This is a genomic window from Flavobacterium melibiosi (assembly GCF_048158545.1).
Taxonomy (GTDB): Bacteria; Bacteroidota; Bacteroidia; order Flavobacteriales; family Flavobacteriaceae; genus Flavobacterium; species Flavobacterium melibiosi.
On sequence record NZ_JBLNKU010000003.1, the window covers coordinates 285,703 to 312,363 of the forward strand.

General features: G+C 32.5%; 19 protein-coding genes. All 19 read right to left on the reverse strand.

Going from position 1 to position 26,661, the window contains the following annotated elements:
* Positions 1 to 231 precede the first annotated feature (231 nt).
* The 19 genes from ACM55F_RS05305 to ACM55F_RS05395 all read right to left on the reverse strand — a co-directional run bounded on the left by ACM55F_RS05305 (position 232) and on the right by ACM55F_RS05395 (position 25,734).
* Positions 232 to 1,293: a class I fructose-bisphosphate aldolase gene (locus ACM55F_RS05305; protein ID WP_416852705.1), complete on the reverse strand. Its 1,062-nt coding sequence runs from the start codon at positions 1,291 to 1,293 to the stop codon at positions 232 to 234.
* A 51-nt stretch (positions 1,294 to 1,344) separates the two neighbouring features.
* Complete coding sequence (locus tag ACM55F_RS05310; RefSeq protein WP_416852706.1) at positions 1,345 to 2,433, reverse strand: alkene reductase; 1,089 nt, start codon at positions 2,431 to 2,433, stop codon at positions 1,345 to 1,347.
* Positions 2,434 to 3,067: 634 nt separating this feature from the next.
* On the reverse strand, positions 3,068 to 3,403 hold the full coding sequence (locus ACM55F_RS05315) for a DUF892 family protein (RefSeq protein WP_416852708.1): 336 nt from the start codon (positions 3,401 to 3,403) through the stop codon (positions 3,068 to 3,070).
* A 336-nt stretch (positions 3,404 to 3,739) separates the two neighbouring features.
* Positions 3,740 to 4,732, reverse strand: coding sequence for a 2-hydroxyacid dehydrogenase (locus ACM55F_RS05320; RefSeq protein ID WP_416852709.1), 993 nt, complete (start codon positions 4,730 to 4,732; stop codon positions 3,740 to 3,742).
* A gap of 82 nt (positions 4,733 to 4,814) precedes the next feature.
* Positions 4,815 to 4,994, reverse strand: a complete 180-nt coding sequence (locus ACM55F_RS05325; protein ID WP_416852710.1) for a hypothetical protein — start codon at positions 4,992 to 4,994, stop codon at positions 4,815 to 4,817.
* Between the two features lie 379 nt (positions 4,995 to 5,373).
* Positions 5,374 to 5,568: a hypothetical protein gene (locus ACM55F_RS05330; protein ID WP_416845900.1), complete on the reverse strand. Its 195-nt coding sequence runs from the start codon at positions 5,566 to 5,568 to the stop codon at positions 5,374 to 5,376.
* Positions 5,569 to 5,888: 320 nt separating this feature from the next.
* On the reverse strand, positions 5,889 to 6,722 hold the full coding sequence (locus ACM55F_RS05335; protein ID WP_416852711.1) for an ice-binding protein: 834 nt from the start codon (positions 6,720 to 6,722) through the stop codon (positions 5,889 to 5,891).
* Between the two features lie 230 nt (positions 6,723 to 6,952).
* Positions 6,953 to 11,143 carry a CheR family methyltransferase gene (locus ACM55F_RS05340; protein WP_416852712.1) on the reverse strand — a complete coding sequence of 1,397 codons (4,191 nt, stop codon included), beginning with the start codon at positions 11,141 to 11,143 and terminating at the stop codon, positions 6,953 to 6,955.
* A 132-nt stretch (positions 11,144 to 11,275) separates the two neighbouring features.
* A complete protein-coding gene (locus tag ACM55F_RS05345; RefSeq protein WP_416852713.1) occupies positions 11,276 to 13,699 on the reverse strand; it encodes a response regulator in 2,424 nt (807 codons plus the stop codon).
* A 51-nt stretch (positions 13,700 to 13,750) separates the two neighbouring features.
* Positions 13,751 to 17,464 (reverse strand): response regulator, encoded by a 3,714-nt coding sequence (locus tag ACM55F_RS05350; RefSeq protein ID WP_416852714.1) that lies wholly within the window; start codon positions 17,462 to 17,464, stop codon positions 13,751 to 13,753.
* A 28-nt stretch (positions 17,465 to 17,492) separates the two neighbouring features.
* The gene (locus tag ACM55F_RS05355; RefSeq protein ID WP_416852715.1) at positions 17,493 to 18,065 is read right to left on the reverse strand and encodes a chemotaxis protein CheB; all 573 of its coding nucleotides are present in this window, start codon (positions 18,063 to 18,065) and stop codon (positions 17,493 to 17,495) included.
* 2 nt (positions 18,066 to 18,067) lie between these two features.
* Entirely contained in the window at positions 18,068 to 18,892 is an 825-nt protein-coding gene (locus tag ACM55F_RS05360) for a CheR family methyltransferase (protein WP_416852716.1), read from the reverse strand.
* A gap of 93 nt (positions 18,893 to 18,985) precedes the next feature.
* Positions 18,986 to 19,423 (reverse strand): response regulator, encoded by a 438-nt coding sequence (locus ACM55F_RS05365; RefSeq protein WP_416852717.1) that lies wholly within the window; start codon positions 19,421 to 19,423, stop codon positions 18,986 to 18,988.
* Entirely contained in the window at positions 19,423 to 22,689 is a 3,267-nt protein-coding gene (locus ACM55F_RS05370; RefSeq protein WP_416852718.1) for a PAS domain S-box protein, read from the reverse strand. The genes ACM55F_RS05365 and ACM55F_RS05370 overlap by 1 nt, the downstream gene beginning before the upstream one ends.
* A 16-nt stretch (positions 22,690 to 22,705) precedes the next feature.
* A complete protein-coding gene (locus ACM55F_RS05375) occupies positions 22,706 to 23,260 on the reverse strand; it encodes a helix-turn-helix domain-containing protein (RefSeq protein WP_416852800.1) in 555 nt (184 codons plus the stop codon).
* A gap of 399 nt (positions 23,261 to 23,659) precedes the next feature.
* The gene (locus ACM55F_RS05380) at positions 23,660 to 24,190 is read right to left on the reverse strand and encodes a hypothetical protein (protein ID WP_416852719.1); all 531 of its coding nucleotides are present in this window, start codon (positions 24,188 to 24,190) and stop codon (positions 23,660 to 23,662) included.
* A 23-nt stretch (positions 24,191 to 24,213) separates the two neighbouring features.
* A complete protein-coding gene (locus ACM55F_RS05385) occupies positions 24,214 to 24,690 on the reverse strand; it encodes a hypothetical protein (protein ID WP_416852720.1) in 477 nt (158 codons plus the stop codon).
* A 3-nt stretch (positions 24,691 to 24,693) separates the two neighbouring features.
* The gene (locus ACM55F_RS05390; protein ID WP_416852721.1) at positions 24,694 to 25,371 is read right to left on the reverse strand and encodes a peptidoglycan DD-metalloendopeptidase family protein; all 678 of its coding nucleotides are present in this window, start codon (positions 25,369 to 25,371) and stop codon (positions 24,694 to 24,696) included.
* A 99-nt stretch (positions 25,372 to 25,470) separates the two neighbouring features.
* Positions 25,471 to 25,734 carry a hypothetical protein gene (locus tag ACM55F_RS05395; RefSeq protein WP_416852722.1) on the reverse strand — a complete coding sequence of 88 codons (264 nt, stop codon included), beginning with the start codon at positions 25,732 to 25,734 and terminating at the stop codon, positions 25,471 to 25,473.
* Positions 25,735 to 26,661: the final 927 nt, after the last annotated feature.

Sequence of the window (26,661 nt, forward strand, 5' to 3'; positions counted from 1 at the left end):
CCCCTCGAAAAGTATTATAAAATTACAAAAATATGTTACATCATTCACGCTTTTAGTATGTGTAAAATTCATTAAATCAGTATTTTAATTGATTTTAATGATTTTTAATTGGCTATAAATTAGGTCTCAAAGACGGATGTTCGAATACAATTATATCAGATGTTTGCCAAGATTTTATAATTTAGATAAAAATCTAAAGTTCACGATTGTGATGTGTTTATTATTGAAGTATTAAGCTATAGTGATGTCCTTAGCCAGATAAATTTCCTGCACCATATGTATGAGTTTTACACCTTCGCTAAAGGGGCGCTGGAAGGCTTTTCTACCCATAATCATCCCAGATCCACCTGCCCGTTTGTTTATTACGGCTGTTTTTATGGCTTCCGCCAAATCAGCTTCGCCTTTAGATTCTCCGCCTGAATTTATCATCGAAATACGTCCTGAATAACAGTTGATTACCTGATATCGGCATAAGTCTATAGGATGATCGCTGGATAATTTGGTGTACATATCAGGATTTGTTTTGGCAAATTTTATTGCAGTAAAACCTCCGTTACCAGTTGGCAGCTTTTGTTTAATAATATCTGCCTGAATAGAAACTCCTAAATAATTGGCTTGGCCGGTAATGTCAGCTGCAGTATTGTAATCGATACCCTCTTTTGTGAACGCATCATTTCTGGAATAGCACCAAAGAATTGTAGCCATACCCAGATTATGCGCTTCTTCAAAAGCCTGTGCGACTTCTATGATTTGCCTGTTTGATTCGGCAGAACCAAAATAAACAGTTGCTCCCACAGCGACTGCACCCATGTTCCAGGCATCTCTAACGCTTCCAAACATAATTTGATCGTGTTTATTAGGATACGTCATGAGCTCGTTATGATTAATTTTTACCACAAAAGGAATTTTATGCGCGTATTTTCTTGATAGCATCGCCAGTCCGCCCATGGTAGAGGCGACTGCATTGCAACCCGCTTCAATGGCTAATTTTACAATGTTTTCAGGATCAAAATAAATAGGGTTTGGAGAAAACGAACTTCCTGCAGTATGCTCAATTCCCTGATCTACCGGTAGAATAGAAATATAGCCGGTATCAGAAAGTCGGCCATGATGGTATAACTGTGTCAAACTCCGAATCGTTTGCTCATTTCGATTACTCTGTAAAAAAGTAGTATCGATATGGGACGGATGGGGTAGGTGAATTTGATCTTTCGAAATTGTTTGACAGACATGATTTAACAAAGCGTCTTTTTCATCACCTAATAAAGCTAACAATTGGGATATATCTTTCATTTTAACTTTGATTTGAATGCGTTTCTAAAAACAAACAAGCCTATTCTTTAATTAACCTTTATCAATAGGATAATCAGTGTATCCTTTTTCATCAGCAGTATAAAATAAATCCATATTAAGATCCTCTGCTAAGGGTGAATTATTTTCAAATTTTTCCACTAAATCAGGATTGTTTATAAAGGGACGTCCAAAAGCTACCAGATCCGTAAGTCCACTCTTAATTGCTGCTTCGGCACTTTCTTTGTCAAAACCACCACAGAGAATCAAGGTGTTTTTGAAGTTATGACGTATCAATTTTTTAATTTCCAAAGGAACTGCTGGCGCTCCCATTGCCGAATGATCCACAAGATGAATATAGGCAATATCTAGTTTATTGAGCTCTTTAGACAAGTAATTATAGGTGGCATCGATTTCAGGATAATGCGGCATATCACTTGCCACTCCATAAGGTGATAAACGAATACCTGTTTTTTCTTTACCAATGGCTTGTGCAACAGCACTCGCAACTTCAATTACAAAACGGCATCGATTTTCAATACTTCCTCCATAATTATCTGTCCTGATGTTACTTACAGGAGAAAGAAATTCTTCTAATAAATACCCATTAGCCGCATGTAATTCTACACCGTCAAATCCTGCGAATAAAGCATTTTCTGCCGCGGAAATATATTCTGTCCGGGCATGCAAAATATCTTGGGAAGTCATTTCATTTGGAACAATAAAGTCTTGTAAACCCTCGGAGTCCGTCCACATTTGCCCGGCAGCTTTTACTTGTGAGGGAGCTAGGATGTGAGCATTTTTATGCATATTAAGGGGATGACTGATTCTTCCGGAGTGCATTAATTGGACAAATATTTTCCCTCCATTTTTATGAACAGCCGTTGTTGTTTTTTTCCAGCCTTCGACTTGTATTACATTAAAAATACCAGGAATCCGGGCATATCCAAGACCATTAGGGGATGGTGATGTACCTTCGGTTATGATTAATCCAGCGCTGGAACGTTGACTATAGTATTCAGCCATCAAATCATTAGGAATATTTTCAATTGCTCTGCATCTTGTCATAGGTGCCATAACAATTCTATTTTTTAATGCTATGGAACCCACTTTTTTTGGTGTGAATAATTCATGTGTTTTCATGTTTTTTGTTCTTAAATTGCTATTATAAAGATAATTATATTTAATGACTTACGTATTGAGAAAACTTTCTAAAATGATATATTGTCCATTAAATAAGGATATTACAGTTTGAAAAAGTCTTCTTTGAAAAATGATTTTTAAATGTTTTTCTTTTGAAAATAATCTTGGTAATGCTTTTATGAATCAGTCAAAATAGGCTCAATCGTTTCTATGAATTTTAATGTGGCGTATTCTATTACCTATTTGTATGAGTATTTTTTAATACTTTCAGGAAACTCGCTTGGTAATTACTAACGATGAAGCCTTGCCTCAGCATACCTCTGGTTAGTAAAATTATTTTTAAGCGAGATCCCTTAAGCATTCAATAATAAATATTGCCTCAAAAAATTAAGTTAGATAACATTATTTTTTTAATGTCCTGATTAACGGTTATCAAGCTCGTGTACCAATTCGTTGATCATAGGCGGAAGATTGGAAAACCCCTATGTTCTTGATGCCGTTACGCCAATCTGGCAAATCAGAAAAATGTTACCTAACAAAATTTTAAGGTTGTTGATTCGAAACCATTCCCAGTTATATATCATTGGGTTTTACAGGCATTTTTTTTGCTGTTTATAAATATATTCGATTTGTTTTATTTCCCTGGCGTTATTGACCCATACATTGCTTCGTATTTTAGCATAATATCAGCTTCGCCAATCGAAGTAAAGAAAAATTCTAAGCGTTCTATATGTTCTTGTGTAAATTGCAGATGTACTTTGAGGGCATCCACTAATTCATCTGTAGCTGCATTTTTAATCATTATGGGAATGGAGATCATTAGTGCTTTTTCAGAAAAGTAAATTTCTTTTAGTTCCTCTACAAAAATATTGCGACAACCTTGTTTTGTTTCTGATATAGTATTTTCTGAATTTCCTTTACCTTCTTGCAACTTTACTTTTTTATTGGTTTTGGTGGCTGTACTTTTCATCAGTATCTATTTAATTGTTGAATAAATTTAATAATGTAAAGTTGCGGTTTAATACTTTTTAATCTCTTACACAATTTATAGTATGACTTACAACTTTCACATGTTTGCATAAAAAAAGGTTCTAAAAAAAGAATTTGATTTTTAATCCTAAATAAATCGCTGTCATTCGTAAAGTTTACATTTTGCTGATTTTTATTTAAAAAAAACAGTAATAAACTATTCCATTACATTATTATTTCGGGATCAAATTCCTTTTTTAAACAACCTCTTTTAAATTAAAAGGTATTCTATTTTCTCAATAATAATCGTACTGAGATTTTAATAATTAATCGTAAACTATAGTTTCACCTCATTTACTAATGGTAATTCATTTTCAAAATCGGTAAAATTTTTCAAAGTTGTTAAAGCAATTTGGTCTAATGCTTCATTGGTAAAAAAGCCCTGATGTGGTGTAATCAAAACATTATGAAAAGCCATTAATCTTTCTATTAAGTCATCTTGAATAATACTTTCAGACAAATCTTTAAAAAACAGATTTTCTTCTTGTTCATAAACGTCAATTCCTAAATAGCCTAATTGTTCATTTTTCAATGCTTCAATTGCATGTGATGTTTTAATTAATGCACCTCTGCTGGTATTAATAAGCATAGCTCCTTTTTTTATTTTAGAAAATGCTGTGCGGTCAAAAAGATGTTTTGTATTTACGTTAAGAGGGCAGTGGAGAGAGAGAACATCGGAGTTTTTAAATATTTCATCCAATGTTTGATATTCAACCCCTTTTGCAATTAATTTTTCCGATTCTTTAACATCGTAAGCAATTACTTTACATCCAAAGCCTAACATTATTTGGCAAAAAGCGGTACCTATTTTTCCTGTTCCAATTACGCCTACCGTTTTTCCGTAAAGATTGAAACCGGTAAGATTTTCTAAAGAAAAATTACTTTCTCGAACTCTATTATAGGCTTTATGCGTTTTCCTATTCAAAGTCAAAATTAAGGCTACAGCATGTTCCGCAACGGCTTGTGGAGAATACGCAGGAACTCTCATGACTTTAATCTTTTGTTTTGCTGCGGCTCCAATGTCTACATTATTGAATCCAGCACAACGCAAATCGATGAGTTTAATTCCAATTTCGGATAATTTATCTATAGTTTTTTTATCAATTTTGTCATTTACAAATATACAAACACCTTCAAATCCTATAGCCAAATTTGTAGTGTCAATATTTAAAGGAGCTTCAAAATAAATCAGTTCGTGTTTATTGTCTCGATTAAACTTATCCAGATATTCGCGGTCATAGGGTTTTGTACTGAATACTGCTATTTTCATGGTTATAATTATATATTTATTCTCTTTTTTTGTCTAATTCTGGGGCCTGTAAATTGTAAATTCTACATTAGATGTACAAATTTCATCTCTTTAAATTGTTTTTTTTATTTTGAAACATCCTCTGGATCAATATTAATTTATTTTGGATTTTATTGTAAATATCTTCAGTTGGAGTGTAAATAGGATAACCCTTAAAATTATTTTTTTCTCTCTTCTTAACCTTAATGATGTTTATTTTTGGAATGTTGATAGTTTTTTTCATTAGCTTAGTTTTGAGGATACTAAGGTGGGAAATTTTTACATAAAATGTATTATGTAATAGTTAAAAAGAGTTACAATATTCACGTTTTTTTGATTGATGCGTTTTTTTATTTAAGTTAAGTTTCAAAAATAAAAAAGGTATAGAAAAATGAAGTTTCAGTAATCAAATTTGATAAAGAATCAAACTATAAATAAATTCTCTCTGAATTTTAAAAAGGTTCAGAGAGATTTATTTAGTATTATAAAGCCTATATAACCGAGACAAACTAGCTTTCATTAGTCTATAGAAGGAGTTCTTTCTAAGATTATAATAGGAAATTTTTTATGCTGGTCTGCTCAAATACGTTTTGCATTAATAGAACAACAAGATAGGTTGAAATTTATGATTCGTCTTTTGTTGTACGAACAAGGCTGATACCAGAAACGAAGAAAATGATACCAAGCACACCGTAAATGATTAGTGATTTAACATCTCTCATTTCGCCCGATGTACCGGAAAATAATACCGCCGTGTAAATAAGTCCACCTATTCCAAGAGCAGTAAGTAACGCTCCAAAGATTCTTTTAAGATTCATAATTTTTAGTTTTAGAAATTTATTAAGTTTAATGTATGTTTTTTTTTGCTTGGTTAATTTTTTTGAGGGGCATCTAGCTTAAAGACACGTTGATAATTTAAACAAGTGTTTTTTTAGAATTGGACTCAAAAAAAATTAAAATGCACATATTAAGTGATTTAAAACCTAATCAAAAGTAAGATGATTGTGTAGTATAGAAGTTATATGATTTTGTAAAAGACTTATATTATTCACACCTAGTCATTTTTATACTGTTTTTTTTCAATAAAAAAAGAGGCTGTCCTGATGGAGAGCCTCTTTGAAAATTAATTTTTTTTAATTTATTGTGGTTGTGTAACGGCATTCATTTGCAGCGTTACTGCTGTTTGTGCTAACAACCTTCCGTTTATTGTTGCTTCCGTCTGTAAATTAATACCGGTCATTCCTAATATGTTTCCTTCAAAATGACTAGTGGTTCCACAGGTAACCGCATCTGAAACTACCCAGAAAATATTTTTGGCTTGTACTCCTCCTGTTAACGTCATTCTAGCAGTAGAACTCAATTTAAGAGTTCCGGCTACTTGAAAAATAAAAACATCAGTTGGACTACCGGAAATAGTTATATCAGTTGGAATATTAAGGGCACTTGTCCATTTATATAAACCAGGTGTAAGTGTTTTTCCACCAATATTTCCAGCACCTAAATTTAGAAAATCAGGATTAGTTCTTCCGGCTGCATCAGTATATGCGGTTTGCATATCACCAATCGCTGTTGTTAATCTTGTAGCATTGGTTACACTGCAAGGAAGAGGACCTGCAGCATCAACTGTGTATATTGTTCCTACTACTTCTGTACATCTAACTAATATGGCAGCACCAGTTATTGGGCTTGAACCAATATCACCTGTAATAGTTGATTTGTACACATCTGTAATTCCTGTTTTTGATAGAATCGCAAAATCTCCTGCAATACCAAGATTTACTCCAGTCAGTGAACCAATTTTTGGCTCTATATTATAAGTTTCATTAACTGCATATATATCAGAAGGGGAACTATCTGATTTTCCAACTGCAGACATATCAGAGGTTAAATCCTCATCCGTATCGTTATTGCAACTAGACATAAAAACTACAAGTAGTAAGGCTAGAGTAGGTAATGCACTTTTAAATTTCATAACTTTGTTTGTTTAATTAGTGACTTATTTATCACTAAACAAAGATGAACTCTTGATCTTTAAATATGTTATAAGATTACTGACATATGTTATAGCATTAACCTTTTGTTAAAAAAAGAAATGGATTATTTATAATCGAAAGTAGTATTTACAGGCTGTTGATATGAAGATTAATAGGGCAGGGGTTTTTATAAATTTACGTCTATTATATGCGTTAGACACGGTTTTAGTTATACTTTTTTAGTTAACTCAACAATTTTATGGAATAATAATTTTTCATCAATGGGTTTAGCAATATAATCATTCATTTCCACAGCTTTACATTTTTCCAAATCAACTGTTGTAACATCAGCAGTCAAAGCAATAATTGGGATATTTAAATTCAAAGTGTCACGAATGTATTTTGTAGCTTCAAATCCATTCATTACAGGCATTTGCAGATCCATTAAAATGATATCATAGGATTTGGTTTGTAGCATTTCGATGGCAATTTTTCCATTTTCAGCAATGTCACGTTCAAACCCAAAATCATCTAATATTGTTTTCATTAATAGCTGATTAAGCGCCATGTCTTCTACAACTAATACTTTTATATTTTTTGGGGATATATGTAATTCGTTTGGATTAGTATCTAATTCAGCAGCGTTTTTTGTTTTCTGAAAAGGCAAAGTAAAACTAAAAGTAGATCCTTCATTAATTTTACTTTTAACACGAATACTTCCTCCTTGTGATGTTACTAGCTGCTTAACAATAGCCAGTCCTAAACCTGTTCCTCCATAAAGACTGGAAGCCCCATTAGTAGCCTGTTGAAAGTTTTCAAATATTAAATCGATATTATCCTCTGGAATGCCAATTCCGCTGTCAGTAACTTCAAATTCGATAATTACTTTATCTTCATCTTCAAACAATAAATTGATATTAACCGCAATTTGTCCTTCCGAAGTAAATTTTACTGCGTTACTTACTAAATTCAAAATAATTTGGTGTAATCTAATGGAGTCTCCTAAAAGAACATCAGGTATTTTTTTGTCATAATTTGTGACTAATTTTAAATTTTTTTCTTGAATTTTTGTTTCAAATAATTGAAGCATTGAAGTTATGGAAACAGCCATTTTGAATGGTTTTTTTTCAAAAATCATTTTACCGGCATCCACTTTTGCTAAATCAAGTATGTCATTGATTAATGCAATTAAGGTATCACCACTCAATTTAATTGCGTTTAAATATTCTTTTTGTTTATCTGATAAATCTGTTTTTAATATCACTCTGGTAAATCCAATAATTGCATTCATAGGAGTTCGGATTTCATGACTCATATTTGACAAAAATTGTTGTTTTGCTTTCATCGCATCTTCCGCAGTTTTTGTGGCTTCTTCCGCTTTATTTTTTGCTTCTTCCGCTATTAAAGTGGCCAACTCTGCTAATACTTTTGCTTCTATTAATTCTGATTCAATTCTTTTCTGATCAGTTACATCTCGGGCAACAATAACTACACCCAAAACATTTCCTCTATCATCTTTGTAAACAGATCCGTTTAATAACACATCAGTTAGTTTACCGCTTTTATGACGCAGTTTAAGTGGAGAATTGGTGATAAAACCTTTGGCAAATACTTCCTTATAAATAGCACGGGCTTTATCGGGTTCCGTAAAATATCCAAAGAAATCGGATCCTTTTAATTTTTCGCGCGATAGCCCGGTGATATTCACAGTTGCCCGATTCATATCCGTAATCTTGCCTTCATTATTTATCGTTGTTAGAGGATCTAGGCTCGCTTCTATAAGGCTAAGGGAATATTTTTCTTTGAGATAATAACGAGAACGATCTGTTATGTCTTCAATCGCAAGAAGAATTAGCGGTTCACTATTTGTTTTTTGAATAATCAAATGCGCGTTAAGCAACATTATTTTCTCTCCAATTCCAGAAAAAGTGTGTGTAACTTCAAAATTTTCAAAACTGGTATTTTTGGAAAGGATATCATTTAGAACTTCACGGAGTTTTGTAATATTCCATTGTTTATTTCCTAAATCAAATAATAATTTCCCTTCTGTTTCTTCTTTATCAACCAGGAATTTTTTATAAAAAGATTTATTGGCTGATATTACATGAAAATTTTTATTCAGAATAAGCATTGGTTCATGAACCGTAGCAATAATAGCTTCTGAATATTCATGTGATTCTATTAATAAATCATGGCGCATTTGTAATTCTTGGTTGGTAGAAATAAGCTCTTCATTAGTGGCTTCTATTTCTTCTTTTGACGTCTCCAGTTCTTCATTCAAGGTCTGGAATTCTTCATTTGAGGAAACAATTTCCTCATTTGCTGCCTGTAGTTCCTCATAAATATTTTCTTGCGTTTCAATAATAGTAATCATCTCGGCGCGTGTAGTATTCAGTTCCTCAGTCAGTTTTTTTATTTTTAAATCTTTGAGGGTTGTATTATTTTTATTGGAATCAGATTCAATAAATTTATCTACCTGTTCCTGTGGTTTAAAAACGATAAGCATAAGAGGTTCATCCCATTCAATTTTAAGTGGACAAACTTCAAAAGACATTAATCGTAAAACGGATTCAATTTTTATTTCAATACCCGATTTGTGCACGGATTGCTTTGTTTCTAGTGCTTTATTAATTGCATTACGGAGTTCAAAAGCAAATTCCGGTCGTGCCATTTTTAAAATATTAAGGCTGGCTTTACCTGATGCATGCTCAAGGTAGGAGGAAACCGGACCTCTAAACTGGAGAATTTCCATGTCTTTGTTGACTACCGCACATGCCGGCATATAACTGGAAAGAAGTGTGGAATCAATAGCGTTTTCTAGACTTTCCTGATTTACACTTATGCTTTTAGAAGGCGCATTTATTTTTTTACTGGACATAGTTGTACGTGTAAAGCGAGGTGTTAATTCAAGTATCTTTCTCACTCCCAAATTATTTTTTCGGGAATAGATTTTAAATTTATTATTTATTAGCGTGAAAAGCTGTGATGATGTCCCAATACTTTCTGCTTTGCCAAGCATTAAATATCCCGTATCATTCAACGCAAAATGTAACGATGCAAAGACTTTCTTCTGGGCGGCTGAATCAAAATAAATAAGGAGATTGCAGCAACTGACAAAATCCATCCGCGAAAAAGGAGGGTCACGTAAAATATTGTGAGGTGCAAATATGCACATTTCACGAAGTTCTTTCGCGATACGATAATTCTCCCCTATTTTTGTAAAAAAACGAGATAAATACTTTTTTGGAATTGATTCTACATCACTTTGAGAATATTCTCCATTACGAGCTTCTCTTATTGCTTCTTCACTTAGGTCAGTTGCAAAAATCTGCACCGGTATTTTATCCGTTTTATTATCTTGCAATTCGGCAATAATCATTGCAATAGAATAAGCTTCTTGTCCTGTTGAACAAGCTGGAACCCATATTCTTAGGGTTTCTTCAGGGGATTTATTTTTTATAAGCTTTGTTAGGAGATTGATCTTCAGAAATTTAAAAGTTTCTGTTTCTCTAAAAAAACTAGTCACATTAATTAATAAGTCGGTATAGAGAATTTCAATTTCATTATTTTTTTCGAGTAAAAGCTTTACATATTCCTGTAATGTTTTTATTCCATGTTGCTGCATTTTATGATTTATTCTTCTTTTTATGGTTGGGATTTTATAATGGCTAAAATCCACACCAGTTTCTTTGAGTAATAGTTCAAAAATGGTATTTATGTCATAGTTATTATTGGTAACAGTAATTTCTTTTGTATGCTCCTTTTCTTTAGCATCTTCTTTACCATTATTTAAAGGAACACCATTTTTACTGAGGCGAACTAATTCGGCGGCAATCTCCTCTGGGGATAAAATAAAGTCCACTACACCTGAAGAAATAGCTGAATTTGGCATACTACTCGCTTGAGCTGTATCATCTTGTGCAAAGGTTATTCCACCAGCATCTTTAATAGCTTTGAGCCCAATCATACCATCGCTGGCATAACCGGAAAGTACTACACCAATAACATTTTCTTTATGGGTTTCGGCAAGTGAGGAAAAAAGAAGATCTATGGTTAGATTAGGAATGTTATTTTTAATGCGGGGAAGCAATCGAATGTGTCCGTCAATTACCTCAATTACTTTATTTGGTGGAATTACATAAACATTATTGGGTTCCATTTTTTCCATATTATCAATTTCCTGGACTTTCATTTTAGTAATCTTAGAAAGAATGGAAGTCAGTAAACTTTTATGGTCGGGGCTTAGGTGTTGGACATAAATGTACGCCATACCAGTATCGGATGGTAATTTTTTTAATAAAAGGCTAAAAGCTTCGAGTCCTCCGGCTGATGCGCCGATTGCTACCACAGTAAAAGCGTTTTTTTTGCCTTCTTTTTCTGGAGTCAATTTGTTCGGAGTTGATTTTTTAGCTGATTTCATAATATATTAAACGGGTATTTTTAATTTATAGTTAAAGGATTGACTATAATTTTTTTGTTACATCCATGACTTCATGAAACCTTATAATTAGAATGTATTACAAATATTTGATTAAAAGTAAGAAAATATGTTTTATGAATTTTTAATTATTTGAAGTTCTTCCTCTAATTCGGTACATACCTGCAAACAAACTTCTTCAAGTTGTTGTACTAAGTCATGTATTTCTTCATTTTTTTCTTGTGCTGTCGCAAATTCCTGAATTTTTTTTGCTATATTTTCAAAACCAGGACTGATACCCATTATTGAAAAAGACGGAATCATTTTATGTGCTGCGGCTCCTAATAAAGACCAATTTTGTTCCGCAAAACTTTGTTTAATTGTATCTATTAAAGGAGGGGTTTGTGCTAAATAAAGCGAAATCATTTCCATCATTAAAGTTGGATTTGATTTTGTCCTTTGATTTAAATACGCCAGATCAATGCATCTTATTTTCTTCTTTGTATGCGCCTCTTCTTCCAAAATTTGATTGATTTTTGTAAGTTTAGGTTTGTTTAGGACACCAACTATTTTACTGTATAATAGTTTTTCGTCAATTGGTTTAGCAAGGTAATCATTCATTCCCACTGCTTTGCATTTTGCTAAATCAACAGTAGTTACGTCAGCGGTTAATGCAATAATAGGAATTGTGGAATTCATGGTTTTTCTAATATATTCTGTAGCTTCAAATCCATTCATTTCCGGCATTTGCAAATCCATGAGAATGACATCATAGTCATTTTCTTTAAGTTTTTCGATAGCTATTTTACCATTTTCGGCAATGTCACGGGCAAATCCAAAATCATCCAAAAGTGTTTTCATCAATAATTGATTGAGAGCAATATCTTCAACCACTAATATCTTAATGTTCTTTATTTCGGTTTCTAATTCTATTAATTCTTTTTCCAATTCTGTATCGGCATTTGTTTTTTGAAAAGGTAATGTGAAACTAAATGTGGAACCCTCGTTGATAGTGCTTTTTACCTGAATATTACCTCCTTGTGGTTCTATTAATTGTTTTGCGATAGCAAGACCTAGTCCAGTTCCACCATATAATCTTGAAGTTTCGCTGGTTGCCTGTTGAAAATTTTCAAAGATGCTTCCAATTTTTTCATTGGAGATACCAATTCCGGTATCTGTTACAGCAAATTTGAGAATTACTTTATCATCATCTTCATGCAATAAATCAACGTTCACTGTAATTTTTCCTTTTGATGTGAATTTCACGGCATTGCTTACCAGATTTAAAATAATTTGGTGTAAACGAACTGGGTCACCTAAAAGTACATTAGGGATTTTACTATCGTATTCCTTAACTAATTTTAAATTTTTTTCCTGAATTTTTGTTTCAAATAAATGTAGCATGGCTGAGATGGAAGACTTCATTTTGAAAGGAGTTTTCTCAAATGTCATTTTACCGGAATCTACTTTTGCCAAATCTAGAATATCATTAATGAGCACAATTAATGCATCACCACTTGTTTTTATTGCGTTTAAATATTCTTTTTGTTTATTGGTCAAATCCGTTCTCATGACCACTTTTGTAAATCCGATGATTGCATTCATTGGTGTACGAATTTCATGGCTCATATTTGATAAGAATTGCTGTTTTGTTTTTACGGCATTTTCTGCATTTATTTTTGCTTCTTCTGCCGTTTCTGTAGCTAATTCAGCAAAAATTTTAGCCTCAATTAATTCAGTGGCAATTCTTTTTTGCTCTGTAACATCTCTTGCAACAATTACTACTCCCAGCACATTTTCTTTATCGTCTTTATATACTGAACCATTGAATAATACATCAATCAACTTGCCTTTTTTATGGCGAAGTATTAGTGGAGAATCGGCAACAGATCCTTTCTCAAATACTTTTTGATACACTTCACGAGCCTTTTGTGGTTCAGTGAAATAATCAAAAAAATCGGTTCCAATTAATTTTTTGCGTGCTAAACCGATTACTTTTACCGATGCATTATTCATATCGGTTATTTTTCCTTCAGGGCTAATTGCAAACAATGGGTCATGACTTGCTTCAATAAGACTAAGTGAATATTCAGAAAGTAATTTTTGGGCTGTAAGATCAGTGTTAAGTTTTTTCAGTTGTTCTGCCTGAACTAACAATTCTTGATTTTTCTTATGTAAATCCACAAAAACAGCCACTTTTGCTTTCAATATTTCAGGCGAAAGCGGTTTAATCATATAGTCAACAGCACCAGCCTGATAGCCTTTGAAAATTTGTTGGGAATTATCCATGCTGGCCGTTAAAAAAATAATCGGAACATGTTTTAGTTTTTCGATTTGACGAATTAGTTCTACAGTTTCAAATCCATCCATCATTGGCATTTGCACATCAATTAATATGATGGCAAAATCTTGTTGATGGAGCAGAATTTTCAAAGCTTCATTGCCGGAATTTGCTTTTACACATAAATAGTTTTCATTAGAAAGAATTACTTCTAAGGCAAACAAATTTTCGGGTAAATCATCGACTAATAAAACTTTAACAGGGCTATTTATTTTCATTTTCAATTGTAAAATAAAAGTTTAACTTAATGAAGGGGATATGACGTTCTGTTATTTGCTTAACCATACGCGCATCAGTGACAACAGCCGTTCAACATCAATAGGCTTAGTGATGTAATCATTGGCGCCAGCATCAATACATTTTTGTTTATCGTCTTTCATAGCTTTTGCCGTAAGGGCAATTATAGGTAAGTTTCTGAATTTTACTTGAGATCGTATTCGTTTCATTGCTTCGTAACCATCCATTTCCGGCATCATAATATCCATTAATACCAGATCAATTCCAGTATGTTTATCTAACATCTCCAATGCATTTTTTCCGTTTTCTGATTTTATGACTTCCATTCCTCGCTCTTGTAATATTTTGGATAAAGCAAAAACATTCCGCATATCATCGTCTACCAATACTATTTTTTTGGAATGAAATATAGCTTCTTTATCGTACAAATTATTTATAATCATTTGTTTCGATTTAGGTAAATTGCTGATGGTTCGGTGAAGGAAAAGAGCCGTTTCATCCAATAATCGTTCTTCGGATTTTATACCTTTGATGATAATGCTCTCCGCATATTTATGAAGCAAATCATTTTCTTCTTTTGTAAGTTCTTTTCCAGTATAAATTATAATAGGTGGCATGTTATGTCCTTTTACATCTTCCAATTTATGGATTAGGTCAAATCCGCTAATGTCTGGTAAACCAATATCCAATATAATACAATCGATGTTATTATGTTCATACAATTCCAAAGCTTCTTTACCGGTTGCGGCTTCAAAACATTTTACATCACCAGTACCAATGAGTATTTTTATTGCTTTTCTGGAATTTTCATTGTCTTCTATAATCAACAGGTTTTTTATTTTTCTATTGACAAAATTTTCAATTCTGTTAAAAGCTTCTTCCAGACCATCTTTAGATATCGGTTTCATCAGATATTCTACCGCTCCCTCTCTAATTGGTTCCAACGAACGATCATTAGCCGAAATAATATGAACCGGTATATGTCTTACAGATGGATTTGCTTTTAACTCATGCAATACTTGCTGCCCTTTGATCCCCGGCAGACCCATATCAAGAATGATTGCTTGGGGTTTGTATTTTGAAGCAAGCAATAAACCATCTTCTCCGGTTGCTGCCGACAAGCATTTGAATCCTTTTTTGTTGGCTTGATTTAAAAGAATAGCGGCAAAATTCCTATCATCTTCAATGATAAGAACTACTTTATCATTGCTGTTTATTGAAGTTCTATCATCCTCTATGGTGGAGTAATTCAGAAAGGTTGAGTCATTTTCGGAACGTGGAGTATACAAAACTGGTTCTACCTTAACTGTACTGACAGATTCTTGTTCCCGATGTATTTCAAGCGGAATAATAAGAGAAAAAGTAGATCCTTGATTTAATTCACTGCTTACCTTAATTTCTGCTTCTAATAATTTTGCAAGTTCACGAGAAATAGAAAGTCCTAAGCCTGTACCGCCATACTTTCTGGAAGTACCGCCTTCGGCTTGCTGAAAAGCTTCAAATATGGCTGTTTGTTTGTCTTCTGATATTCCAATACCTGTATCGGTAACAGAAATGTTCAATGTAGTTTCTGTATTTGGGTCAATGCGTATCGTTACACTTCCTTTTTCGGTGAATTTTATAGCATTGGAAAGGAGGTTTTTCAATATCTGATTCAAACGTTGCGAATCAGTATAGATAAATTCAGGTAAAGCTGCCGCCAATTGGCAAACAAGCTTTAATCCTTTTTGTTGCGCCTGATGTCTAAAATCGCGAAGTAGATTATCTGTGAAATTTTTTAATGCTATTTTTTCAACATTTATAGACATTTTCCCTGCTTCAATCTTGGAGAGGTCTAACACTTCATTAATTAATATAAGAAGGTCATGACCACTTTTATAGATTATCTCTGCGCTTTCGACTTGAACATCGTCTAGATTTTTTTTTCTGTTTTCTGATAAATCTTTGGACAGAATGAGCAAGCTATTCAGTGGTGTTCGCAACTCATGGGACATGTTCGCAAGGAATTCCGATTTATACTTGCTGCTAATCTCAAGTTGTTTTGTTTTTTGTTCAATATCATTTTTTGAAGCCTCAACTTCTTTGTTTTTTTCTTCTAATGATTGGGTTTGCTCTTCCAATTCTTCATTGGTCATTTGCAATTCCTCTTGCTGTTGTTTTAGATTTTGCGCCTGTTGTTCTAATTCTTCATTCAGTTGTCTCAGTTCTTCCTGTTGTATTTGCAGTTCTTCTGCTTGATTCGAAAGCTCTTTATTCGCAAAACTTAACTCTACAGCTCTTTTTTCTTTCTCTTCATTTTGATAGGCTAGTTCTTTGTTAGCAATTCCTAGCTCTGCTGCTCTTTTTTCTTTCTCATCATTTTGATAGGCAAGTTCTTTGTTAGCAATTCCCAGCTCTGCAGCCCTTTTTTCTTTCTCGTCGTTTTGATACGCCAATTCTTTGTTAGCAATTCCTAGCTCTGCTGCCCTTTTTTCTTTCTCATCATTTTGATAGGCGAGTTCTTTGTTCGCAATTCCTAGCTCTGCTGCTCTTTTTTCTTTCTCATCATTTTGATAGGCGAGTTCTTTATTAGCAATGGCTAATTCAGCAGCTCTTTTTTCTTTTTCTTCAGCTTGTTGAACAGTGTTAACACTAATCGCTATACTATTCATAGAAACACTGATGAATTCCTTCTCCGTTTCATTGAAATCAGTAAGCTTACCTATTTCTATTACACCAATCGTTTTACCTTCAAGAAGAAAAGGAGTAATGAGCAAGTTTTTTGGTTTTGCATTCAGTACAGATGAAGTAATGCGTATTTGATCTTCGGATATATCGCTTAAAGAAATTTGTTTCTGTTCCCAAGCGGCTTGACCAATTAATCCTTCATTTAATTTAAAATTTTCTTTAGTGTCTTTAGCAGACGAAAAGGCAAATTTACCACTGAGTGTTAGGGTATTTTCTTTGTCATTAAATAGGTAAACAGCTCCTATATTAGCGTTCAGGTAGGTACATAAAAAACTAATCGTGCTGTTTGCCAACTCTACTATACTTTGGTCTCCTATTAATTTTTCATTAAGTTCGGAGTTGCCTGTAAGCAACCAGTTTTTGCTGGCAGTTTCTGATTCGGACCTATTAAGAGCTTTTAAATTTTCTGCCACTATAGTATATACAACGACAAGAATCAAAACAATGATGAACAATAAAACAGCAAAAACTATATTAAACATGCTTGCATCATCTTCACTGGTTTGTATTCTTTCAGTAAGTAAAATTTGTTCTGATTCCTGTGCTTTAGCAATTATTTTTCTTATTTCATCCTGTAATTGTTTTCCTTCCCCTGAAGCAACAAATTCTCTTGCTTTTTCAAAATCTTTTTTGCGAAGAGTAATGCATTTGTTTAAATTATCAAACCGCATTTTGAGCATTTTTGCAAGTTCCTTGATGTTCTTCTGCTGATTGGGATTGTCTTTTGTTAATTCTTTTACTTTATCAAGTTGTTCGATTGCTTTTGTATTAGCAGATCTAAAAGGTTTCAAAAAAACTTCATCACCCGTAATGACATAGCCTCGTACGCCCGTTTCTGCGTCAATTGTAGACATCAGTATTTGTTCTAATTCATATAATACCTGATTGGAATGATTTACCAAGGCATTTGAAGCAACAAATTTTTCACTGTTTTTAAAAGAGAAAATCGCAACTCCTAAAAGTACCAAGGCACAAGCAAGAAATCCTAATACTATTTTTCTACCAAGGGTCATTTCCATTCTATAATATTTGTAAAGTTTATTGAAATTATTCTTTTTGTTGATCAATTTTTATCAGTAACTCGACTATATTCTCCAATGATAAAATATAATCAGGTTCAATAGCATCAATTGCTGATTTTGGCATATAGGCGGATTCTGCTGTTTTTGGGTCCTGAATAATGGCCAGACCCCCACATTCCTTTATTCGTTTTATACCTTTTGTCCCGTCATGATTAGATCCTGTGAGTACAATTCCAATTAGTTTATTTTTATAGGCTTCGGCAGCCGATTCAAACAATACATCAATTGATGGTCTTGCAAAACTTACGCGTTCGTCTATGGTAAGGGAAAAGGTTTTATCCTTTTCGATTAGCAAATGATAATTAGGAGGAGCAATATAAATTGTACCCTTTACTATTTTCTCTTTTTCATCTGCTTCTTTTACATCAAGAAGACTTTTTTCATTTAATAACTTTATCCAATGGCTATCGGAATGAGCACTTAAATGCTGCACTATTATAATCGGGGTACTGAAATTTACCGGTAAGGCGGAGGATATAATTTTCAAAGCATTCATACCGCCGGAAGAAACCCCTATTACAATTGCTTCATATTGCATTTTCAATATTTCTTTTTAAATATTCGTTGCTTTGTATCCAACTCAATATATTCTTCATAAAAATCGGTAAACCGTAAGCTTTCTTTGGATCCCAAACATAAAACACCACCATTAATGAGGCTATTATAAAAAAGAGATTGGACTTTGTTTTGTAAATTTTTATCAAAATAAATCAGCACATTTCGGCATAATATTAAGTGTACTTCAGCAAATACACTATCGGTTACCAAATTATGATTGGCCCAAACAATATTTTTTTTCAATGATTGATTCATAATCACGTTATCATAATTGGAAGTATAATAACTCGAAAAAGATTCTTTTCCTCCCGACAATTGATAATTTGTAGTGTATTCTTTTATCATTTTGTTCGAAAAAATACCCTCTTTTGCACGGTTTAAAGCCAGTTGGTTAAAATCAGTAGCATAAATGGTAGTCCTGTCATACAAGCCTTCTTCCTGCAAAAGGATAGCCATCGAATAGGCTTCTTCTCCTGTAGCACAGCCGGCATGCCATATTTTTATAAAGGGATACGTTTTTAAAATAGGGATAACTTTTTCACGTAATGATCTATAAAAAGCAGGATCACGAAACATTTCGGTTACTGTTATAGATAAATCCTGTAAAAGTTCGGAAGCAAATGGTTCATCATTTAGAACCTTAGATTGTATTTGAGAAACATCTTCGAATCCCGAAATTGCCATTCTGTTCATAATCCTGCGTCGGATATGAGCTTGAGAATACTGTCTGAAATCATACCCATATTTCCGATAGACAGCTTCCAATAGCAATGAAATTTCCAGATCTGATGTGTCTTTATACCGCATTTTTTTATAATAAATTTGGTGATTTTGACCAAATCAGGAGTGATTAATAGTATCTATTGATGAAATTTAAACAACATAATTGTCTAAAATGGATTACATACGATCCATATACCAACTTAATTCTTTTTCCATTTTTTGGTATTTAAAAATGGTAGTGATTATTTTTTGCAGGCGAACAAATGCAGTTTCACTTTTCACTACATAATCAAATGCTTTGTGATGCATACAGTTTATGGCCACTTCAATTTTATCTTGCGAAGACAACATTACAACTGGAATTTGTGGATTGAATTCTTTTATTTTATCCAAAGTTTCAAGACCATTCATGGCATTTTCTACAATACCATCAAGTTGATAGTCTAATATTACTACATCTGGATTATGAGATAAATTTGCAATACAGAGTTCCCCAGTTGGATAGGTTTCGATTACAAAATCCCCATTTTCCATGAATTCAATTTCTAAAGATTTTAAAAATAAGGCATCATCATCTACCAGGAAAATTTTTATTTTTGTTTCGTTTTTTATCATTATGTGTTTTTAATTATATTAAGTTCTTCTTCTAATTCAGTGCAGGCTTGTAAACAAACTTCTTCAAGTTGGAGAACTAAGTCGTGTATTCCTTCTGATTTTTCTTGTGCGCTTGCAAATTCCTGTATTTTTTTTGCCATGTTTTCAAAGTTAGGACTGATTCCCATTATTGAAAAAGACGGAATCATTTTATGTGCTGCGGCACCTAATAAAGACCAATTTTGATCTGCTAAACTTTGTTTAATTGTGTCAATTAAAGGGGGGGTTTGTGCTAAATATAGTGAAATCATTTCCATCATTAAAGCTGGATTAGATTTTGTTCTTTGATTTAAATACACCAGATCAATACATTTTATTTTTTTCTTAGTATTATCTTTTTCTTCCAATTTCTCTTCTAATTTTTCATTAAGTTTTGCACTAAGTTTTGCAAGTTTTGGTTTCTTTAAGATACCAACTATCTTACTATACAATAGTTTTTCGTCAATTGGTTTTGCAAGGTAATCATCCATTCCCACTGCCTTACATTTTGCTAAATCAACAGTAGTGACATCAGCAGTTAAAGCAATAATTGGGATTTTAGAATTCATTGTTTTACGAATGTATTCTGTGGCTTCAAATCCATTCATTTCTGGCATTTGTAAATCCATCAGAATGATATCGTAGTCTTTTTCTTTTAGTTTTTCTATGGCTATTTTTCCGTTTTCGGCAATATCACGATCAAAACCAAATTCATCCAATAGTGTTTTCATCAATAATTGATTGAGCGCAATATCTTCAACTACTAATACTTTTATGTTTTTTATTTCAGTGTCTAATTCCATCAGCTCATTTTCTAATTCAGCATCGGCATTTGTTTTTTGGAAACTTAAAGTAAAACTAAATGTGGAACCCTCATTGACCTTGCTTTTTACACGAATACTGCCTCCTTGTGGTTCTACTAACTGTTTTACAATGGCCAGACCTAATCCTGTTCCTCCATATAATCTTGAAGTTCCGCTGGAGGCCTGTTGAAAATTATCAAATATTTTTTCTATTTTTTCCTCGGGAATACCAATTCCTGTATCGGTTATGGCAAACTCGATAACTACTTTATCTTCATCTTCATGCAGTAAATGAACACCTACCGTAATTTTTCCCTCTGTAGTGAATTTTACAGCATTACTTACCAGATTTAAAATAATTTGGTGTAAACGAACCGGGTCACCTATTAGAACATCGGGAATTTCACTATCATATTCCTTAACCAAACTTAAATTTTTCTCTTGAATTTTTGTTTCAAATAAATGAAGCATGGCAGAAATGGAAGACTTCATTTTGAAAGGTATTTTCTCAAATGTCATCTTACCTGCATCTACTTTTGCCAAATCAAGTATGTCGTTGATGAGCACGATTAATGCATCACCACTCATTTTTATTGCGTTTAAATATTCTTTTTGTTTGCTTGACAAATCTGTTTTTAATACCACTTTTGTAAATCCAATAATCGCATTCATCGGGGTACGAATTTCATGACTCATATTGGACAAAAATTGCTGTTTTGCCTTTACTGCATTCTCAGCTATAATAGTGGCACTTTCAGCATTTATTTTTGCTTCTTCAGCAATTTCAGTGGCTAATTCAGCAAATACTCTCGCCTCGACCAATTCTGTGGCAATTCTTTTTTGATCCGTTACATCTCTGGCAACGATCACTACACCAAGTACGTTTCCTCGATCATCTTTATAAACGGAACCGTTGAACAATACATCCGTTAATTTACCATCTTTATGACGAAGTGTAAGCGGAGAATCAGCAACGGAACCTTCAGCAAATACTTCTTGATAAACTTCACGTGCTTTTTGTGGTTCAGTAAAATAATCAAAAAAGTCAGAACCAATCAATACTTTACGATTGATGCCTGTAATATTTACCAAAGCCTCATTCATGTCGGTAATCTTCCCTTTGGTATTTATGGTTACTAAAGGATCGAGGCTTGCTTCAATCAAACTAAGAGAATATTGTGAGGCTAATTTTGCAGTATAGCTCAGTTCTTCCAGTTCTTTATTTGCAATTTCCCGCTTAATTTTTTCTTTATTTTGAAAGAGTAGTTCTTTGTTGGCAATGATTAATTCATCAGCTCGTTTTTCTTTCTCATCGTTTTGAAAAGCAAGTTCTTTATTAGCGATAACTAATTCAGCAGCCCGTTTTTCTTTTTCATTATTTTGAAATAAAAGCTCTTTATTGGCGATGATTAATTCGTTAGCTCGTTTCTCCTTTTCATCGTTTTGAAAAGCAAGTTCTTTGTTAGCAATAGCTAATTCAGCTGCTCGTTTTTCTTTTTCATCATTTTGAAATAAAAGCTCTTTGTTGGCAATGATTAATTCGTTAGCTCGTTTTTCTTTTTCATCGTTTTGAAAAGCAAGTTCTTTATTCGCTATTGCTAATTCTGCAGCGCGCTTTTCTTTCTCATTGTTTTGAAATAATAACTCATGATTAGCAATGATTAGTTCAGCAGCGCGTTTTTCTTTTTCTTTATTTTGAAAAGCAAGCTCTTTGTTCGCAATTTGTAAATCTAATGCCCATTTTTGTCCGGCAATATCTCTTGCAACAATAACGACTCCCAATACATTTCCCTGATTGTCTTTGTAAACGGAACCATTGAATAATACATCGGTCAATTTTCCATTTTTATGTCTAAGAGTAAGCGGAGAATCAGCTACAGATCCTTTTTCAAATACTTCCAGATAGACTTCACGTGCTTTTTGTTTTTCGGTAAAATAAGCAAAGAAATCAGAACCCGTAAGTTCTTTTCGTGAGATACCTGTAATGTTTACTAATGCCTCATTCATATCAGTAATCTTGCCTTCGGTATTTATGGTAACCAATGGATCAAGACTTGCTTCAATCAGACTTAGTGGATATTGTGAAGCTAATTTTTCAGCTGTAATATCCCTTGCTGCTGCAAAAATTCCAAGAACATTTCCTTCGTCATCTTTATAAACGGAAGCATTATATAACACATCGGTTAATTTTCCGTTTTTATGTTTCATTGTCAGCGGATAATCTGCAATAAATCCTTTTTCAAAAACTTGCTGACAGCCTTTTTTTGCTTTCTTTTCCTCAGTAAAATAATCAGAAAAGTCAGTACCTATTAATGCTTCTCGTGAAACTCCAGTAAATTTTATTGATGCCTCATTAACATCAGTAATTTTCCCTTCGGAACTAATAGTAACGAAAGGACCAAAATTGGCTTCAATTAAATTTCTGGTATATTGAGATTTGTGCATACTGGTACCTTACAATTTATTCAGTTATATTTCCAATTTCTTCAATTGGATTTCGTCTTTTATCTTTCAATTGTTTAAAATGAGAAGGGGAGAGCCCCGTAACTTTTTTAAACTGACTAGAGAGATGAGCAACACTGCTATAATTCATTTTCCAAGCGATTTCGGTAATGTTTAATTCGCCATAGATAATTAATTCTTTTATTCGTTCCGTTTTATGGGAGATGATAAATTGCTCGATAGTTGTTCCTTGTACTTCCGAAAATAAGTTGGACAAGTAGGTGTAATCGTGATTTAATTTTTCACTCAAATAATCAGAAAAATTTACTTTTATATTTTCAGTGGAATGATGGACCATTTCAATAATCACATTTTTTATTTTCTCAATAAGCATGGCTTTCTTATCATCCATTAATTCAAGCCCTGAATCTAATAGTGCCAATTTAAGTTTTCCTCTTTGATCCATAGAAATATTTTCCATAATTTCGACTTCGCCTAAATCTACAACAATGAAGTGTAGTCCTAGTTTTTTTAATTCTTCTTTTACCGCCATTTTACAGCGATTACTGACCATGTATTTGATATATAGTTTCAAATTATTTTTTTTAACAGATTATGTAAAAATCGAATAAATACATTTAAAAGGACTTATATAACTTACGAATAAAGTTATATAATTCACACATTATTAATTTCAATGTACCTTTAATAATGTGAGTTCTGAGAAAAAAAGTAATTAAATGCAGCTTGTTTTTATGACAGATACACGCAGTTACTATTTTTTAATAGTATAAATTTACGAATAAACTCCGAGAAAGGTAGTATTTGAGTATTTAATAAAAGTAATACCCTGTTGTGAAATAGTACCTTTCTTGAAATAATCCAAAAGAGATTGACGCCCAGATTCATCAGAATTATTTAGGCAGAAAAGGTCTGAGAAATTATTTAGACAATTAGTTTTGGGTCTAAATTGCTATTGATATAAAGTTGTTATTTCTGCAGCCGTAGGGTAGCTTTTTTTGGTTTTATCTGCTGCTGTAGAAAAGTATGGTTTTCGATTAAAAGCTGTAAAATTACCTATTTGGCTACTAAATTTATTAGCGTTTCCTTTAATGTTAAAACGAATGGATTGAATATCAGTAGTTTTTATTTTATTCATTTCTAAAGGTGAAAAGGAGTAATACGATACAATCTGATTTCCATTATTTCCCCTAATTCCTTTATCCGAACATGTAATAATACTATAATCAGTCAAATAAACATAAACGATTCCTGCAATATTGAATGCCGGGTTTGTAGTTTCAACGCTTAATTTCAGGATTCCGCCTTTTTCTGTTTTTGCAATTTGAATAGCTGCAGCTCCAGTCAATGCGTAGTTTTCACAAATAAAATTCCAAGAGTTCGTAGCTCGATAGGGTTTAGAGCCTTTAAAACTCAATGTTTCTTGACTTGTTGCAGAAATGGTTGCGATAAATAATAAAAAAAGCCGGACTTTTTGATTCATTAATTCAGTTCTATTACTGGAGGTTATTTGTTTTGAAAAGTATCTATCCAATCCAATGATTTAATAGATGAAACCTTATTTTCTTGATTCATTGAAACCCGAAGCTCTTTATTGGCAACTTTCTTTGAGTACAATGCTTTGTAACGAAAAATAGTAGTTTGATCGCTATTGTTTTTATAGATTTCAACTAATTGCAGGTCTTTGAACGTGCCGTAATATTGACGGAATCTGGTACAAGTTTTTGTTAATCTTTCCTCAGTTGTATTTTTAATTACCGAAGCTGTTGCTTCACTTTCGTTAAAAGGTTTAAACTTAGAAGTGTTACACGTCATTAAAACCCTTTTTCCTAATTCGTAGGCTTTGTCTTTTTGAGATACGCTGACTTCAGAAAATGCTAGTTTAACTATTTTGGCTTCTTCAAGTATAGGAGCGGTAACAACAGTTTTAGATTTACAACCAATAAGCAAAATGATGCCTAGAATAAGAATTATTTTTTTCATAATTTATGTAATTTTTAATAATAAGTTCGGATCTGGGCAGTTTTCTAGATAATAATCCAAATCACTTTTGCTGCAAACTCCAGGATAATCTCCAAAATTAGCTCCAATGTTTTTTATAATTTGAAAATGTAAATGTGGGGAATAATCTCCATTAATTGCTGAATTCCCTAAAGTTGCTATTTGTTGTCCTTTTTTAACAATATCTCCAATTTCAATTTCAGTAATACTTTCTAACGAAAGATGACCGTATAAAGTATAAAAAATCTGACTTTCTATTTTGTGTTCTAAAATTAAGGTTGGACCATAATCTCCTAAGCCAGCATTGTAATTAAAACTGTGAATCGTTCCGTCAAGCGCAGCTAATACAAGAGTTCCAGCTTTTATCCATAAATCTAATCCAATATGAATATTACGTTCTTCTGTTTTAGGATCATTAAAAACAGCACTTCGTTTGTACAAATTGCGTTCTTCATTATATCCTCCAAAAACTACTTTTTTTTTACTTGCCGTTAAATAATTTTCAATATATATATCGAAATCAATTGCATTGCTAACATCCAATTTTGATAATTCAATATTGAGAGTTGATAAATCTAAATGAATATAGTTTTTATAATCTATAGAATCATCTATCACTTTGACATTTTGTATGCTTTTTAAAATGGTTTCTAAAGTGTTCATTTTCGATTATTTTTAATAAAGTTTAAATTAAAATAAAAAATGCCAACATAAAAAATTTACATTGGCATTATAACTTTTAATTAAGAGAATAAATGAATGTTATTTTTTAATCTCAATTTTTGCTTCACCACCGGAAACATCGACACTGGTTTTAGTAGTGCCATCTTTAGTGGTAACATTTACACCATCTGTACCTACTTTTATAGACGTACTATCTTTCGCTTCTCCAGAAACTGCTGCAGCTTCAGTAGTTGTTGTTTCGCTTGAAGTTTCAGTTTGCACAGTAGTAGTTTCTTCTTTTTCTTTACAGGAAGCAATTGTAATCATTGACAATATTCCTAAAAACAGGGTTGTTTTTCTCATTTTACTTTTTTTTATTATAGTTGTTAGCTAATTAATTGATTTACAATTTACTGATTTAATTTTTATAACGGACTATTCTATAGAATTTAAAAAAAATCCCAACCTATAAGATTGGAATTTCAATTTATAAATAATTAAGTTTTAATACAAACTTGGAAATTTAACTGGATTTACCTCATTCATCATTCCGTATACTTTTTCGAAAATGTCTTCTGAAGAGGGTTTAGAGAAATAGTCGCTTGCTGCTCAATATGCAAGTCAGTATTTTTTTATAAACATCAAAAATAATAAATGTAAATACATGATTTTAAGTTAATTACAGTTAAAAATAAATTAACGGTACTATTGTTTTGTAATTTTGATATAGTTTTAAATCCAACAATTTTACCATAATAAAACGCTCCATTTACTGCATTTTTAATTAATTTAAGGTTGTTCGGATTAGTTTCGAACCGACGGTAGCCGGCTATATTTTATGTCGATTTTAAAACAGTAATTTTAAAACAGGGCGTCTATGAAAGAGGATGATAAATCCGTACTGTTTTTGTTTTCAACCGATTGAAAATAAAAACTTAAAAATACCCAATTGTAGGTATTCTTTTTTAAAATTATTCCTGTTATATTTGGATTACAAAGGAACGATTCATTTGAATACTGGTTATTTACCATAATTAAACGCCCCACCTACTATATTTTTAATTGATTTATGGTCATTCGAATTAGTTTCGAACCGACGGTAACCGGCTGTATTTTATGCCGATTTTAAAATTGTAATTTAAAACAAGGCGTCTATGGAAAACAACAACTTTTTTAGCAAAGGAAAAAACTATCCCTCATTTTTTTTATAGAAAGTATATAGAGAAACGAATTTAATTTCTCTTGTGGCTATTCTTGTCTTTTATCGAAACCTAATACCAATTAGAAATA